This window comes from Pseudomonadota bacterium (genome assembly GCA_018817425.1).
In the GTDB taxonomy this organism is placed as follows: Bacteria; Desulfobacterota; Desulfobacteria; order Desulfobacterales; family RPRI01; genus RPRI01.
Map to the genome: position 1 here is coordinate 122,581 of JAHITX010000111.1, position 15,105 is coordinate 137,685.

General features: G+C 39.1%; 13 protein-coding genes. All 13 read left to right on the forward strand.

Annotation, left to right across the window (positions count from 1 at the left end):
- Positions 1-14 precede the first annotated feature (14 nt).
- The 13 genes from murD to KKC46_19215 all read left to right on the forward strand — a co-directional run bounded on the left by murD (position 15) and on the right by KKC46_19215 (position 14,964).
- Entirely contained in the window at positions 15-1,439 is a 1,425-nt protein-coding gene (gene murD / locus KKC46_19155; protein MBU1055922.1) for a UDP-N-acetylmuramoyl-L-alanine--D-glutamate ligase, read from the forward strand.
- The gene (ftsW, locus tag KKC46_19160) at positions 1,432-2,586 is read left to right on the forward strand and encodes a putative lipid II flippase FtsW (GenBank protein MBU1055923.1); all 1,155 of its coding nucleotides are present in this window, start codon (positions 1,432-1,434) and stop codon (positions 2,584-2,586) included. The genes murD and ftsW overlap by 8 nt, the downstream gene beginning before the upstream one ends.
- A 5-nt stretch (positions 2,587-2,591) precedes the next feature.
- Positions 2,592-3,701, forward strand: a complete 1,110-nt coding sequence (gene murG / locus KKC46_19165; protein MBU1055924.1) for an undecaprenyldiphospho-muramoylpentapeptide beta-N-acetylglucosaminyltransferase — start codon at positions 2,592-2,594, stop codon at positions 3,699-3,701.
- Positions 3,694-5,085 (forward strand): UDP-N-acetylmuramate--L-alanine ligase, encoded by a 1,392-nt coding sequence (locus KKC46_19170; GenBank protein ID MBU1055925.1) that lies wholly within the window; start codon positions 3,694-3,696, stop codon positions 5,083-5,085. Before murG ends, KKC46_19170 begins: the two co-directional genes overlap by 8 nt.
- Entirely contained in the window at positions 5,075-6,019 is a 945-nt protein-coding gene (murB, locus tag KKC46_19175) for a UDP-N-acetylmuramate dehydrogenase (protein MBU1055926.1), read from the forward strand. The genes KKC46_19170 and murB overlap by 11 nt, the downstream gene beginning before the upstream one ends.
- Entirely contained in the window at positions 6,009-6,836 is an 828-nt protein-coding gene (locus KKC46_19180; protein ID MBU1055927.1) for an FtsQ-type POTRA domain-containing protein, read from the forward strand. The genes murB and KKC46_19180 overlap by 11 nt, the downstream gene beginning before the upstream one ends.
- 36 nt (positions 6,837-6,872) lie before the next feature.
- The gene (gene ftsA, locus KKC46_19185) at positions 6,873-8,099 is read left to right on the forward strand and encodes a cell division protein FtsA (protein ID MBU1055928.1); all 1,227 of its coding nucleotides are present in this window, start codon (positions 6,873-6,875) and stop codon (positions 8,097-8,099) included.
- Positions 8,100-8,134: 35 nt separating this feature from the next.
- A complete protein-coding gene (gene ftsZ / locus KKC46_19190) occupies positions 8,135-9,322 on the forward strand; it encodes a cell division protein FtsZ (protein MBU1055929.1) in 1,188 nt (395 codons plus the stop codon).
- Between the two features lie 40 nt (positions 9,323-9,362).
- Positions 9,363-11,069 (forward strand): TIGR03960 family B12-binding radical SAM protein, encoded by a 1,707-nt coding sequence (locus KKC46_19195; GenBank protein MBU1055930.1) that lies wholly within the window; start codon positions 9,363-9,365, stop codon positions 11,067-11,069.
- A gap of 387 nt (positions 11,070-11,456) precedes the next feature.
- The gene (gene istB, locus KKC46_19200; protein MBU1055931.1) at positions 11,457-12,179 is read left to right on the forward strand and encodes an IS21-like element helper ATPase IstB; all 723 of its coding nucleotides are present in this window, start codon (positions 11,457-11,459) and stop codon (positions 12,177-12,179) included.
- Between the two features lie 62 nt (positions 12,180-12,241).
- Positions 12,242-12,484, forward strand: coding sequence for a hypothetical protein (locus KKC46_19205; GenBank protein ID MBU1055932.1), 243 nt, complete (start codon positions 12,242-12,244; stop codon positions 12,482-12,484).
- Positions 12,485-12,575: 91 nt separating this feature from the next.
- Positions 12,576-13,685, forward strand: a complete 1,110-nt coding sequence (locus KKC46_19210; protein MBU1055933.1) for a dihydrodipicolinate reductase — start codon at positions 12,576-12,578, stop codon at positions 13,683-13,685.
- Between the two features lie 355 nt (positions 13,686-14,040).
- Positions 14,041-14,964 carry a transposase gene (locus KKC46_19215; protein ID MBU1055934.1) on the forward strand — a complete coding sequence of 308 codons (924 nt, stop codon included), beginning with the start codon at positions 14,041-14,043 and terminating at the stop codon, positions 14,962-14,964.
- Positions 14,965-15,105 lie beyond the last annotated feature (141 nt).

The window sequence follows — 15,105 nt, forward strand, 5'->3', positions numbered from 1 at the left end:
AAACAGGGATCAGGATGAAATTATCCGGAAAGAAAATACTAGTTGTTGGGCTTGGCAAAACAGGAATATCTACTGCTGTCTTTTTAAAAAAAAGAGGCGCTGATGTCATTGCAACCGACTCTTCAAAGGATGCAAATCTTTTCGATGCTGCAAATAATCTTTCAAAGATCGGGATAAATGTTGAACTGGGGGTTCACAATCCTTCTTCTTTTATGAATTCGGAAATTATTGTTCTAAGCCCCGGCGTTGCTCATACGATTGATCCTGTTGCAAATGCTGCAAGATGCGGTGCAATCATTATGGGAGAGATAGAGCTTGCTTCAAGATTTATTAAAGAACCGATAGTTGCAATAACGGGAACAAATGGCAAGACTACAACAACAACTCTGATTGGTAAAATGCTTGAAGAATCGGGCCTGAAAGTTTTTGTCGGAGGGAACATTGGCAACCCTCTTATTGATTATATCGACTCCGGAAATAAGGCGGATATTATTGTTGCAGAAATCAGCAGCTTCCAACTTGATACAATTGATGTTTTCAGGCCAAAGGTAAGTGTTTTACTTAATATTTCCGAAGACCATCTTGACCGTTATCCTGATTTTAACGCATACACAAAGTCAAAGATGAAAGTATTTAAAAATCAGAAAGAAAATGATTATGCTGTATTCAATGCCTCGGATAAATATATTTTCCCTGTGGCAGAAGATATTAAATGCAGCAAACTGCCCTTTTTTAACCATACTGCTGCAAACAATTACAATGAGTATGCAAAAATTACAGACGACCGTATTGTTTTTAATTTATCGAAAGACTTTGCCGTCATAAATCAGGAGGCAGCAGACCCGGTTGATGTTTTTGAGGGCAATTATTCTTTGCCTTTTTCTGCAATAAATCTTTTGGGAAAACATAACATGGAAAATGTTGCTGCGGCAACTCTTGCAAGTTTTGCCGCAGGAGGCAATTGGACCGGAATAAAATCAGCCTTAAAAAACTTTACAGGACTTGCACACAGGATTGAATATATAACAACTATAAATGAAGTAAAATACTATAATGATTCAAAAGCTACTACTGTTGATTCTGTTATAAAAGCGCTGGAAGTATTTAATACCCCAGTTATCCTGATAATGGGAGGCCGTGACAAAGGAAGTAATTTTGGTTTATTGGCAGACACTGTCAAAAAACATGTAAAAAGACTAATTGCTATTGGAGAAGCAAAAGAAAAAATAAAATCCGCTCTTGGCGATAAAGTCGATACTATTTTGTCAGACTCACTTGAAGATGCCATCTTTTCGGCAAGCAGATCAGCAGAATCTGATGATGTTGTTCTCTTATCTCCGGCATGTTCAAGCTTTGACATGTTTAAAAGTTATGCACACAGAGGAGAGATCTTTCGTGAAGAAATCCTTAAAATAGCTAAAACGGCCGGTAATGATTAAACGTAATAAACAAATATTATCCGTGGCCCAAGAATCGCCGGGATATTATGATATAAAACTTCTGTTACCCGTTTTTATTCTGGTAATAATCGGGATAATCATGGTTTACAGTGCAAGCTCAGTTCTAGCTTTGAAAAAATTCGGAACCGATTATTTTTTCTTAAAAAAACAAGCTATGTTTGCCGCAGCAGGAGTTATAGCACTGGTAATCTGCAGACATTTCAATTACAGATATTACAAGGCGTTAGCCTACCCTATTCTTATCTTTTCAATTATTTTACTTCTCGCCATACATATTCCGGGCATAGGATATACAGCCGGAGGATCTGCAAGGTGGTTGCACTTAGGTGGCTTTACAATTCAACCTTCCGAATTTGCGCGTCTTGCGATGATTATATATCTTGCATACTCAATAAACAAAAAACAGGAAGATATTAAAAATTTTTACGTAGGCTTTTTGCCGCATGTGATTGTGCTTGCAATTTTTACATTGCTTTTATCCCTTCAACCGGATTTCGGCTCCCTTATTATACTCTGCGCTTTAACATGGACAATGCTTTTTGTCGGAGGAGTCAGAATATTATATCTTGCTTCTTCGGTTCTTCCATTACTGCCGGTTGCCTATATTTATATGTTAAAAGAGCCTTACAGGCTTAGACGCTGGATAAGCTTCTGGGACCCATGGCAATATTGTTCTGATGAAGGATACCAGATCGTTCACTCTTTAATGGCTTTCGGAACAGGCGGAATATGGGGCACAGGCATAGGTAACGGCTATCAGAAACTTTATTATCTGCCCGAACCTCATACAGATTTTATTCTTTCTGTTATTGGTGAGGAATTGGGGCTTGCCGGTGTTGTAGTAATCATTATTCTATATGCATTTATTTTAATAAGAGGGATCAGTATTGCCAGAAAAACCGAAGAGCCTTTTGGCGCATTGCTGGCGACAGGGATTACAATCACAATAGGCATGCAGGCTTGTATAAATATGGGTGTTACACTCGGTCTTTTGCCGACAAAAGGACTTACACTGCCGTTTTTAAGTTATGGAGGAACATCACTTCTTATTAATATGGCAGCAGTGGGAATACTCATGAATATAGGAAAATCTGCTCATAAAAACACAAACAGCAGGCAAGTATAAAGCCCATGCGTATTATTATAGCAGGAGGCGGCACTGGAGGTCATTTGTTTCCCGGAATAGCTATAGCACAGGAATTTATTTCAAGGAATCCCGAAACCGGCATTCTGTTTGTCGGAGTGGGTAATTCTTTTGAAAAAACAACTTTAGCAAAAGCCGGTTTCAATCATAAAAGGATAACGGTTGAAGGTATAAAAGGACGCGGTATCACAAAGCAGTTAATATCGGCTTTTAAGATACCAAAAGGCATGTTTGAATCATTTGCAATAATAAAAAGCTTTAAGCCCAACCTTGTTTTTGGCGTGGGCAGTTATTCTTCAGGCCCTATAATTTTTATGGCATGGCTCCTTGGAATTAAAATAGGACTGCATGAGCAAAACATTTTACCCGGAATTACAAACCGTATGCTGTCAAGGTTTGCCAATCGGATATATATATCGTTTGAAAAAACAAAAAAGCTGGCACATACAAAAAATATAATTTTTTCAGGAAACCCCTTAAGAAAAGAAATAACAGATATCGCGAAAAAAGATATTGCAGATTACGAACAGAACAAAAGTGCATTTAACGTATTGATCATTGGAGGGAGCCAGGGTGCTCACAGCATAAATATGGCCATTATTGAAGCTCTCTTATATATCAAAAATAAAGAAAGTCTTTTTTTTGTGCATCAGACTGGCTCTTTAGATGAAGAAACTGTTGCCAAAGCCTATGAGCAAAACAAAATCTATGGCGATGTAAAACCGTTTTTCGATGATATGGCAATAAAGTACAGTCAGGCTGATTTAATAATCTGCAGAGCCGGAGCGACTACTGTTGCGGAAATTACAGTAATAGGCCGCGGAGCAATTTATATCCCTTATCCTTATGCAGCAAATGATCACCAGACTCAAAATGCACAGGAGCTTTGTGATGCAGGTGCGGCGGAAATGATTGCTGAAAAGGATTTAAGCGGAAAAATACTTGCCGAAAAAATTGAGTATTTTTCCCAAAATCCAAAGGAGCTTCACAAAATGGCAACTTTGTCAAAAACATTCGGCATGCCTGATGCAGCAGCTGTGATAGTAAACGACTGTTATCAAATGCTTGATCCTAAAGGCGGCAATAAACATGTATAGAAAAAAATATCATATACATTTTGTAGGAATCGGCGGAATCGGCATGAGCGGAATAGCTGAGTTGCTTTTGAATCTTGGGTATAAAGTTTCGGGTTCCGATAAGGCTTTAACTGATATTACAGATCGTTTAAAAAGACTCGGAGGTACAATTTATAAGGGACATGATGAAACCAATATAGAAGGAGCCGATGTTGTCGTTATTTCTTCGGCAGTCAGCTCAAAAAACCCTGAAGTGGTTGCTGCAACACAATTATCCGTACCTGTAATACCTAGAGCTGAAATGCTGGCGGAACTCATGCGGCTTAAATACAGTATTGCAGTTGCAGGCGCACATGGTAAAACTTCAACTACATCCATAATATCATCAGTTCTTGCAAAAGGTGGGCTTGATCCTACAGTAGTGATAGGCGGAAAACTTAAAAGCATAGATTCAAATGCTCTCCTCGGACAAGGCAACTACATAGTCGCCGAAGCCGATGAAAGTGACGGATCTTTTTTAAAATATTCACCCGCTATAGCAGTAGTAACCAATATCGATAAAGAGCACCTTGATTTTTATAAGGATATAGACGCCATAAAGGATGTGTTTTTAAGCTTTATCGACAGAATTCCATTTTACGGCCTTGCAGTTCTTTGTTTGGATAATGAATATATCCAGGAAATTATACCGAAAATCAAAAAACGCTTTACTACTTACGGAATGAGTTCGCAGGCGGTATTTCAGGCCAAAAATGTTTCCATTGAAGGTTTAATATCAAAATACGATGTTTATCATCATGGAAAAGCTTTAGGTAAAATATCGCTAAGCCTTCCGGGAATTCACAATGTATACAATTCTCTTGCCAGTATCGCAGTCGGTATGGAACTTGATATTCCATTTAATGTTATAAAAGATGCCCTGGAAAATATGCAGGGGGTTCAACGCAGATTTGAAATAAAAGGAGAAGCAAAAGGGATTACAGTTATTGATGATTACGGGCATCATCCTACAGAAATCCGAACCACATTGCAGGCTGCAAAGGATTGCTGGCCCGAACGGCGTGTTATCGTTGTATTCCAGCCGCATCGATACACAAGGACAAAAGCGCTGTTTGATGATTTTACCCGCGCATTTTATCAATCCGATCATCTTGTAATTCTTCCCATTTATCCTGCGGGAGAAAAAGAGATCGAAGGAATTGATTCAAAACGCTTATGTGAAGAAATTGCCGCACATGGACATAAAGAAGTTTCTTATATGGAGGATATGGAAAGTGCGGTTGCATATCTAATGAAGATTTTAAACGAAAAAGATATACTGCTTACTCTGGGCGCAGGAGATGTCTGGAAATCCGGCATGATGGTTTTGGATTCTTTATTAAAAGAAAAAGATAATGCTACTTGATCAGGATATAAAAAAATGGCTTGTAAACTATTTTGACGAAAATGTCAAATTTGATGAACCGATGTCAAAGCACACTTATTTTAAAGTAGGCGGTCCGGCAAAAGCGTTTGTAACGCCTGAAAGTACCGAGCAACTTTATAAACTTATATCATGGTCACAAGAAAATAATATTGAGTATATTGTAATAGGAGACGGATCAAATCTTTTGGTAAGTGATAATGGAATACAGGAAATAGTAATTGTCCTTTCAAAATATTTGAATCGGATTTCTATCATAAAGGAAGAAAATGAATCAGTTTTGATAACGGCAATGGCCGGGGTCAGAACACAAAATCTTTGCCGTTTTGCTATAGAAGAAGGGTTATCAGGAATAAATTTTGCCCTGGGAATTCCGGGAACCATTGGCGGAGCAATCATGATGAATGCCGGAACACATTTTGGTTCAATATCCGATATCCTTGAATCGATAAATATTATGCAATCTTCAGGTGATATCTTGAAACTGGAAAAAGATGATATCGATTTTTCATACAGGAATCTTTCCTGGAAAAGAAAAACATCTGATAGCAGAGATCCCATAATACTTGAAGGTTCTTTCATGCTGAAAAAGTCCGATCCAATTGAGCTGAAAAAAGAGGCCGAACTTATTTTAAAAAAGAGGAATGAGAGCCAGCCAACCAAATTGCCAAGTGCCGGATGTTTCTTTAAAAATCCGGCTACTGGCAAAACAGCAGGAGAACTTATCGATATGGCTGATCTTAAAGGAGCACGCATAGGAGGAGCAGAGATTTCCGGAAAACACGCTAATTTTATAGTTAATACCGGCAATGCTTCAGCTTCAGACATACTTTCGCTTATGAAGTTGGTTCAAGAAACTGTATTTAATAAATTTAACATTAACCTTTTGCCGGAGGTTAAAATTGTTGGGGTTTAAAGACTCAAAAGCAAAAGTTCATAAGAACAGATTTAATAAAAAAAGGCGGCTCGGCAGTATAAGGGATCGTATTGTTTTTTATCTGAAGATAACTCTTGTTATCATGATTGTTCCGGTTATGAGCCTTTCTTATATTTTTATATATGACTGCATAACGCAATCTGAATCTTTTGCAGCAAAAAACATTTCAATTGAAGGCAACAGGATTTTATCAAAAGAAGAAATTATTAAAGATGCAGATATACACCCAGGGGATAATATATTTGCGATAAATATCTCAAAGGTCAGAAGAAAACTTTTGGCAAATCCATATACGGCTGAAGTTGAAGTTAGCAGGAAAATACCATCGGCAATAGCAATTAAAATAAAAGAACATAACTGTTTAGCCGTCATTGATCTTGGAAAAATGTTTTTGCTAAACGAACATGGAGAAATTTTTAAAGAAAAGGAAAGCTCTGATATTGAAATAGTTCCGGTAGTACAGGGACTTTCCTTTGCAGATTTAAACTTAAACGGTAAAAATAAAACAAAAGTATTTGATGCAGTAACGACTGTATTAAAGCTTGGTCAAAGTCCCAAAAGCATTCTGCCAAATTCAATTATAAAATTGATAGAAGTTGATAGAATAATTGGTTTAACAATTACCGCTTTTGCAGAAAACAGAATCATAAAGCTTGGATACAGTAATTATAAAGATAAGTATGAAAGACTAAGTAACGTGCTTAATAATAATAAATTAAATTTTCAGAATTTTGAAAGCATATACTTGGATAACGGTCTTGATCGTGTGGTTGTATGCCCCGCAAATAATGTTTAAAGCAAAGTGTTTAATTATGAAATAAGGAGACTTAAAATGCCGGTGCAAGATAATATTATTGTCGGACTTGATATCGGGACAACCAAAATCTGTGCAGTTGTCGGAGAGCTTACAGACAAAGAAGTCAATATAATAGGAATCGGCACTCATCCCTCCATAGGTCTTAGAAAAGGTGTTGTAGTCAATATAGAATCTACCGTGGATTCAATTAAAAAAGCGGTCGAAGAGGCCGAACTTATGGCAGGGTGCGAAATTTCTTCTGTTTATGCCGGAATTGCAGGAGGCCATATTACCGGTTTTAACAGCAGGGGGCTTGTTCCTATTAAAGATTCTGAGATAACCCAGCAGGATGTAGACCGTGTCATTGATGCGGCAAGAGCGATAGCAATACCCATGGACAGGGAAGTAATACATGTTCTTCCGCAGGAATATATAGTTGATGAACAAACCGGGATACAAAACCCTGTAGGAATGTCCGGTGTCAGGCTTGAAGCTAAAATACATATTGTGACAGGAGCTGTAACATCCGCTCATAATATTATAAAATGCGCCAATCTTTCAGGGCTTGATGTATGCGATATTGTATTAGAATCTCTTGCTTCCGGCGAAGCCGTGTTGACAGAAGAAGAAAAGGAACTCGGCACAATGCTTTTGGATTTGGGCGGAGGCACGACAGACCTTTCCGTTTTTTCCGGAAAAAACATCAGGCACACTTTTGTTCTTGCTCTAGGCGGTAATAATCTGACTAACGATATCGCTGTAGGATTGAGAGCATCTATTCCCGATGCTGAGAAAATAAAGATAAAATACGGCAGTTGTGTAGCTAAAAACATAAGCAGTAGTGAAACTATTGAAGTTCCGAGCATGGGTGGGCGTACTCCCAGAAAACTTTCCCGGCAGATTCTCGGTGAAATTTTAGAACCACGCATGGAAGAAATCTTCACATTAATAAAAAGAGAGATTTTTAAAGCCGAAATGGAAAATTTAATCCATTCCGGTGTTGTTCTCACAGGCGGGTCCGCTCTTTTAAGCGATGTAACGGAAATAGCGGAATCCGTATTTAATCTTCCGACACGATTAGGAAGGCCCATAGGAATAACAGGACTTGTCGATGTAGTTAATAATCCTATGTATGCAACAGGCGTTGGCCTTGTTGTGTATGGAGCTAAAAATCAAACCAAGAAAAAGTTCAGAATTCGCGATGGCAACATCTTCAACAGGGTTATGGGTAGAATGAAGAAGTGGGTTAATGATGTCATTTGATAAATTTTCATATAAATCATTCAGGTAGGGGGTGAATTATGTTTAGCATGGTAGACAATGAGGGTTTAACGAAAATCAAGGTGATTGGTGTGGGGGGTGCCGGAGGAAATGCAATTAACAACATGGTATCTTCTAATCTTATGGGTGTTAAGTTTATCGTGGCAAATACTGATGCGCAGGCTCTTGATAAATCACTGGCTTCTGTAAAAATACAGATCGGAGAGCAACTTACCCAAGGACTTGGAGCAGGAGCCATGCCTCAAATCGGGCGGGATGCGGCATTTGAAACAGAAGAAGATATAAAAAATGCTATCGAAGGCAGTCATATGGTTTTTATTACAGCCGGTTTTGGAGGTGGAACAGGAACAGGCGCTGCTCCTGTCATAGCCAGAATCGCAAAAGATCTTGGTGCTCTCACTGTTGCAGTGGTTACAAAACCTTTTTCTTTTGAAGGCAAGAAACGTATGAAGCAGGCAGAAGAAGGAATAAATGAGCTCAAGAAATATGCCGATACAGTTATAACCATACCCAATGACAGGCTTAGAGGCCTTGCAACCAAGAACGCCAAAATGATAGAAATGTTTAGAAAAGCAGATGAAGTACTTCTGCATTCGGTAAAGGGCATTACAGATCTTATAGTTATGCCCGGTCTTGTAAACCTTGATTTTGCAGATGTAAAGACAACAATGTCCAAAGCGGGTCTTGCGATTATGGGTATCGGAGTCGGTAGAGGAGAAAACAGGGCAATTGATGCGGCTGAACAGGCCATATCACATCCATTGCTCGAAGATATTTCGATAAAAGGCGCCAAAGGCGTTTTGATGAATATTACATGCGACAGTGATATCACAATGGAAGAAATGACTGAAGCATCAGATAGAATTTACAGAGAAGTCGGCGATGATGCTGATATAATATGGGGTACGGCTGTCGATGATACAATCGGAGATGAAATGCGGGTTACGGTTATAGCAACCGGAATAGGTCAGCCCGAAATAGAAGAGCTTGAAGATAAAGAAGATAAATCAAAACTTAGAGGAAAGGTTAGAAGCCTTACCATGGAAGATATAAAAGCTGCCGCAAACTATGATGTACCTACTTTTATACGGCAACAGGAAGCTGTTGGTGAATCGGGAGGGGCAACATACAGAGGATATAAAGGTATGGTTATTGACAATAGTGACCTTGATATCCCGACATTTTTACGAAAAAAAGCTGATTAAATATTTTTGTGTATATTTATAATGGCTGCCGGCCAATGTAATGAATGGAAAACAAAAAAGAAATTATTTTTCTGATTTTGAGATAGGCGCTGTCCGTAAACAATGGAAAGAACATATCAGGGTAGCCCTTGTATATCCGAATACTTACAAAGCCGGAATGTCAAATCTCGGCTTTCAGACGGTATACGATATATTAAACAGGTCTGACAGTATATTATGCGAAAGGGCTTTTCTGCCCGATAATATAACAAGTCCGATACTGACAATAGAATCATCAAAACGGCTTTTTGATTTTGACATAATAGCATTCTCAGTATCCTTTGAAAATGATTTTGTAAATATTCTTTCAATTTTAAAACGAGCCGGACTCCCCCTAAAGGCCATTGATAGAGGAACCCCCTACCCTCTTATTTTGGCCGGGGGAGTTGCTTGTTTTATAAATCCGGAACCTGTTTGCGAATTTATAGATTGTTTTATTATCGGTGAAGCAGAAGTAATACTTCCTGGTTTCTTTGAATACTTTGAAACCGCTGTTGAGAAAAAAGAACTTTTACTAAATATTGCAAGACAAGTACCCGGCATATACGTTCCGGCATTCTATGAAGCATCTTATAATCAAGACGGCACTCTTCGCTCTTTTTATCCGATAGCCGATGTACCGGAAAAAATAAAACGTGTTTATTTGAAAGATATTTCAACAGCATCGACATGCAGCAAGATCGTATCCGAAAAAACAACCTTTGAACGTTCTTTCTTAATCGAAGTATCAAGAGGATGCACCCACGGCTGTAGGTTTTGCAGCGCAGGTTTTGTGTACCGCCCTCCCAGGTTCAGAAACTTAACTCTACTTGAAAAATGCATAGATAAAGGGTTAGCAATAACTGACAAAATAGGATTTGTAGGCGCTGCGATTTCCGATCTGCCTGAAATTGAAAAGCTTTGTAACATAGGCCAAAAAAAGGGCGCTCAAATATCATTCAGCTCTTTAAGAGCCGATGCTTTATCCGATGAACTTGCCGCTTCGCTTAAAAAAAGCGGAAGTAAAACCGCAACAATAGCTCCCGATGGCGGCTCACAACGTATTCGTGACGTGATTAATAAAGGAATCACCGAAGATCAAATTCTATCTGCCACTCAAATAATTGTGGGTGCCGGGATTCCAAATATTAAACTATATTTCATGATCGGACTTCCTACAGAAACTATGGAAGATATTGAAGCAATAGTAACCCTGTGTAAGAAAATAAAGAAGTGCTTTGTTGATGCAAGCAGAGAAAAAAAACGTATAGGACATATTACTGTAAGCATCAATCCTTTTGTCCCAAAACCCTTCACGCCCTTTCAATGGGCGGGAATGGATGAAATTTCATCTCTTAAGAAAAAGATCTCCTTCATAAAAAACAGTTTAAAAAAAGAAGCAAACATGCGAATAGATGCTGCATCCCCCAGGAAAACCTATATACAGGCACTTATTTCTAAAGGCGATCGCAGAACTGCCGAATTATTAATTCTTGCCGAATCAAATAACGGCAACTGGGCAAAAACGCTCAAGGTATCATTGTTAGATGCCGATTTTTATGTTTACAGAGAAAATTCTTTTGATGAACTACTACCCTGGGATTTTATAGATCATGGCATCAAAAAAACATACCTTTATAAAGAATATCAAAAAGCACTGCTTCAAAAAACATCAGCGCCCTGCCCTATAACTTCATGCAATAAATGCGGCGTTTGTATATCTGAATGATATATTTTCATAAAATATAATTAGTTAAGTTGTTTTAATTTTATTACACTTTCTAAATTTTCAAGGATTTAATTTGACCGGATACAATTAACCCCCGCTCTTCAGATAATTGAAGTACGGGGCTTTTGTTTTTTTAAATATTGTGAACTATCAAAACTTTACAGTGCAAACTTGTGGTGCCAAGTTTACACTTCAAGTTGACGGGGCACGGAATATACGCCTATATCGGAAATTGGAATGTTATTTGTTTTTTTGTATCGCAGCTACCAGTAGTAATCGGAATTCTCACAACTATTCAAATTTACCACTTATTTGTGGCTTTTTTTTCGACTATACAATAATTTATTTGAGAAAGTATAAAAGTAAAGGGCGTCCCAAAACTACCCCATGAAGCTCAATGGATTGGCTAATGCATTTAAAGATCAGATGATGCAGCCGGACATGAATGAACTGTCCTTTGAAGAACGATTTGGTCTTCTGGTGGATCATCACTGGAGTTGGCGGGATGATCGACGACTTAAAACGCTTCTAAGAAATGCAAAGTTCAAAGACAATGCCTGTATTGAGGATATTGATTATAAAAGCCCTCGGGGCATTGATAAATCAGTAATCTTAAGCCTTGCAATCTGTAACTGGATAAAAAACACACAAAACATTATTATTACAGGCCCAACCGGAGCCGGCAAAACTTATCTTGCCTGTGCATTGGCAAACAGTGCATGCAGGAAAGGGTTTTCTTCATTGTATATGAGAGCCCCCCGATTGTTCCGGGAAATTGCTGTTGCCAGGGCGGACGGCAGCTATCCAAAACTGATGAATAAAATTGTAAAGGCCAAAGTACTGATTGTTGATAATTTTTGCATTAGCCCTATAAAAGATGCTGAACGTGAAGATTTATTGGAAGTGATAGAAGACAGGCAGAACCTTTGTTCAACAATCATATCTACACAGATACCAGTAGAAAAATGGTTTGAAGCTATAGGCGACCCGACCATAGCAGATGCGGTTCTTTATCGCTTAATTCACAACGCGCAAAAAATAAATTTAAAAGGAGAATCCATGCGGAAAATAAGATCTCCATTGACTAATAAAAACAAAACTGGGAAATAGAAAAAACCAGCGTCGCTTCGCTCCGATCAGGTGGCCGATTAACTCCGGAATGGGTGGCCGATTTGAGCGGAATATCCAGGAATACATTGATCAAACTGAAACTGATGAAAATAACGATAATGTCTTTGGAAAAGACCCATTATAGCTTATTACTTGCTACTACATTTTTTAGCTTTCTATCAATAAAGCTGCTAAGAAATGGCTGGAGCCCGACCACACCCGCCAATAACGGCGGCTGTGGCGGCTTAGCCCAGTGTTCGGCGGATGAGAACAAGGAGGTGAGGATCACGTCGCTATGGCGTTGACAACGCGACTGAGAGACCAAGCGGAAAGGGCCAAGACCCGTAAATAACGTTGACTGTGAACAAGAACATATAATAGGAAGGAAGATATCTCATGAAAACAAAAATCAAAGTAGTGCAAATTGGTTGTGGCAACATGGCAAAAATGACCGTTGCATATGCGCTGGAGAAAGGCGCTCAAATCGTAGGTGCGGTTGATCATCGCCCGGGGAATATTGGAAAAGATCTGGGAGAGGTTCTTGGTTACGAAAAGAAATTGGGCATTATCGTAAGTGGTGACATAGCAGCTACATTGGATACCGCATACGGAGATGAAAAACCCAACGCGAGTGGCAAGTACAACAAATTTGCCATTGTAACGACAACTTCCCTTGTGAAAGAGGTGGGGATGCTTCTAAAAGAATGCGCTAAACGCGGGATCAATGTTTATACAACCTGCGAAGAAGCACATTATCCCTGGATAAGTGCAGTCACCATGGCGAAAGAAGTGGATGCTTTGGCGAAGGCGAATGGGGCAACCATCACCGGCGGCGGATTCCAGGACGTGTTCTGGGCGCATGAGATTGTCACCCTGGCAGGAGCTTGCCAATCCATTACCAATATCCATGGCGAATCCCGCTATAACGTAGATCATTATGGAATCGCTCTCGCTGAAATCCATGGTGCGGGATTCACCAAAGATGAATTTGAGAAAAAAATTGCTGCCCCGTCCAAAAAGACCTATAAAGAATTCCTGGTGGGGATGGACAATGGCACGATTGAACCTGGTTATGCCTGGACAGTAAACGGCTGGCTGGCAGACAAACTCGGCTTGGCCATCATCGATCAAATTCAGGAATGCATCCCTACATTCTCTGATGTAGACCTGCATTCCAAGACCCTCGGAAAAACCATCAAGGCAGGTGATGCCACCGGCATGATCGGGCGGGCCATAACCAAGACCAAAGAAGGTATCGAAATCGTTTTTGACTCTATCGGCAGCGTGTATGCCCCTGATGACAAAGACTTTAACAATTGGAATATCTACGGTGTGCCGAATTGCAATGTTGTGAATGCAGAACCTGCCACGCCTGAACATACCTGCGCCACCATCGTCAACCGCCTGATCGACCTTTATACTGCGCCGGTTGGGTATGTCACAACAAATAAACTAGCGCCAGCAAGATTCTTTGCATCTGCTGAAAAGTACTTTATTGAGAGATAGATCGGTTACTCGGACAGGAAAAATGAGACACATCTTGAATAGTGAATAATGGCTTAACATACTATTATATGTTATTGGCAATCAACGAGATGATTATTGATGATAGAAGCAGGTGAATCTTTAGAAAAATTGAAAGAAATAAGATTTTCTTCAAAGTAACAGTTTAGTCCCCATATCTTACACGATTGTTCATGGCATCAGCTTGAATTATTGTACAGTGCAGCCTGAGCTGTTGGCGTGTCGGCTGTAAGAAGGAATAAAAGAATAAAAGGGAATAAAAGGGACAGGCCAATTATGCTTGACACTACAGCTTCTATTTTATATTAAAGGCCAATTTAAAATGTGAGGAATTCATATGCCGAGAATTGCAAGGATGATCGTGCCGGATCAAAAAACCGTATATCATGTTATGTCCAGAACCGCTTTGGATGGGTATCCTTTTAATGATATTGAAAAAGACAAGCTGGTTGATATTATCAAGCGATTGAGCAAAATCTATTTTGCCGATATTCTGGGATATTGCATCATGGGCAATCATTTCCATTTGCTGGTTAGAATGCATCCTGAAATATATTTAAGTGATGAAGAAGTTAAAAAACGTTACATTCTTTATTACGGCAATGATAATAATTTTTCACCAGATCATATTCCCCACTACAGATCCAAATGGTCAAGCCTTTCAGAGTTTATGCGTGAGATCAAACAAATATTTTCAAGAAGCTTTAATAAAAACCGTAATCGAAAAGGAACTCTCTGGGCAGACAGGTACAAGAGCGTGATTGTGGAAAACGGTAACACTTTGATACATTGTCTGGCATATATTGATTTAAATCCTGTTCGAGCCGGGCTGGTTGAAAAACCTGATAATTACCGCTGGAACTCAATCGGCTATCATATGCAAACAGGCAACAAGAATAATTTTCTATCCTGGGATTTTGGCTTCAAAGAATTTGGAATCAAGGATAAAAAGAAACGTCTTATCCGCTATCGGGAATATGTTTATGAAGCCGGAGTAATTGACAGGTCTGAAGAGAAAAACGAAAAGACTATCCCTATCAAAATTATAAACAAAGAGAGAAAAAAGTCATTTGAGATAAGCCGCATGGATCGTTTTCTTAACCGAAGCCGGTATTTTACAGATTCGGGGATAATCGGCAGTAAAGTATTTGTATCTGATGTATATCAGCGTTTTAAAGAGAATTTTAATACCGTTAATGAAAAAATACCCAGGCACATAAAAGGTCTTGATGGAATATACTCTCTTAAGCGGTTAACATAAAATCGCTTACGCTATAAATACCGATTCCACTCCCGCATCGCTTCATCTTCAGACAGCTTCTCACGAAAACGCTATTGCCATCGGAAAGTGTTTATGCTGCGGAAGTAAAACCGCAACAATTGCTCCAGATGGCGGCTCACA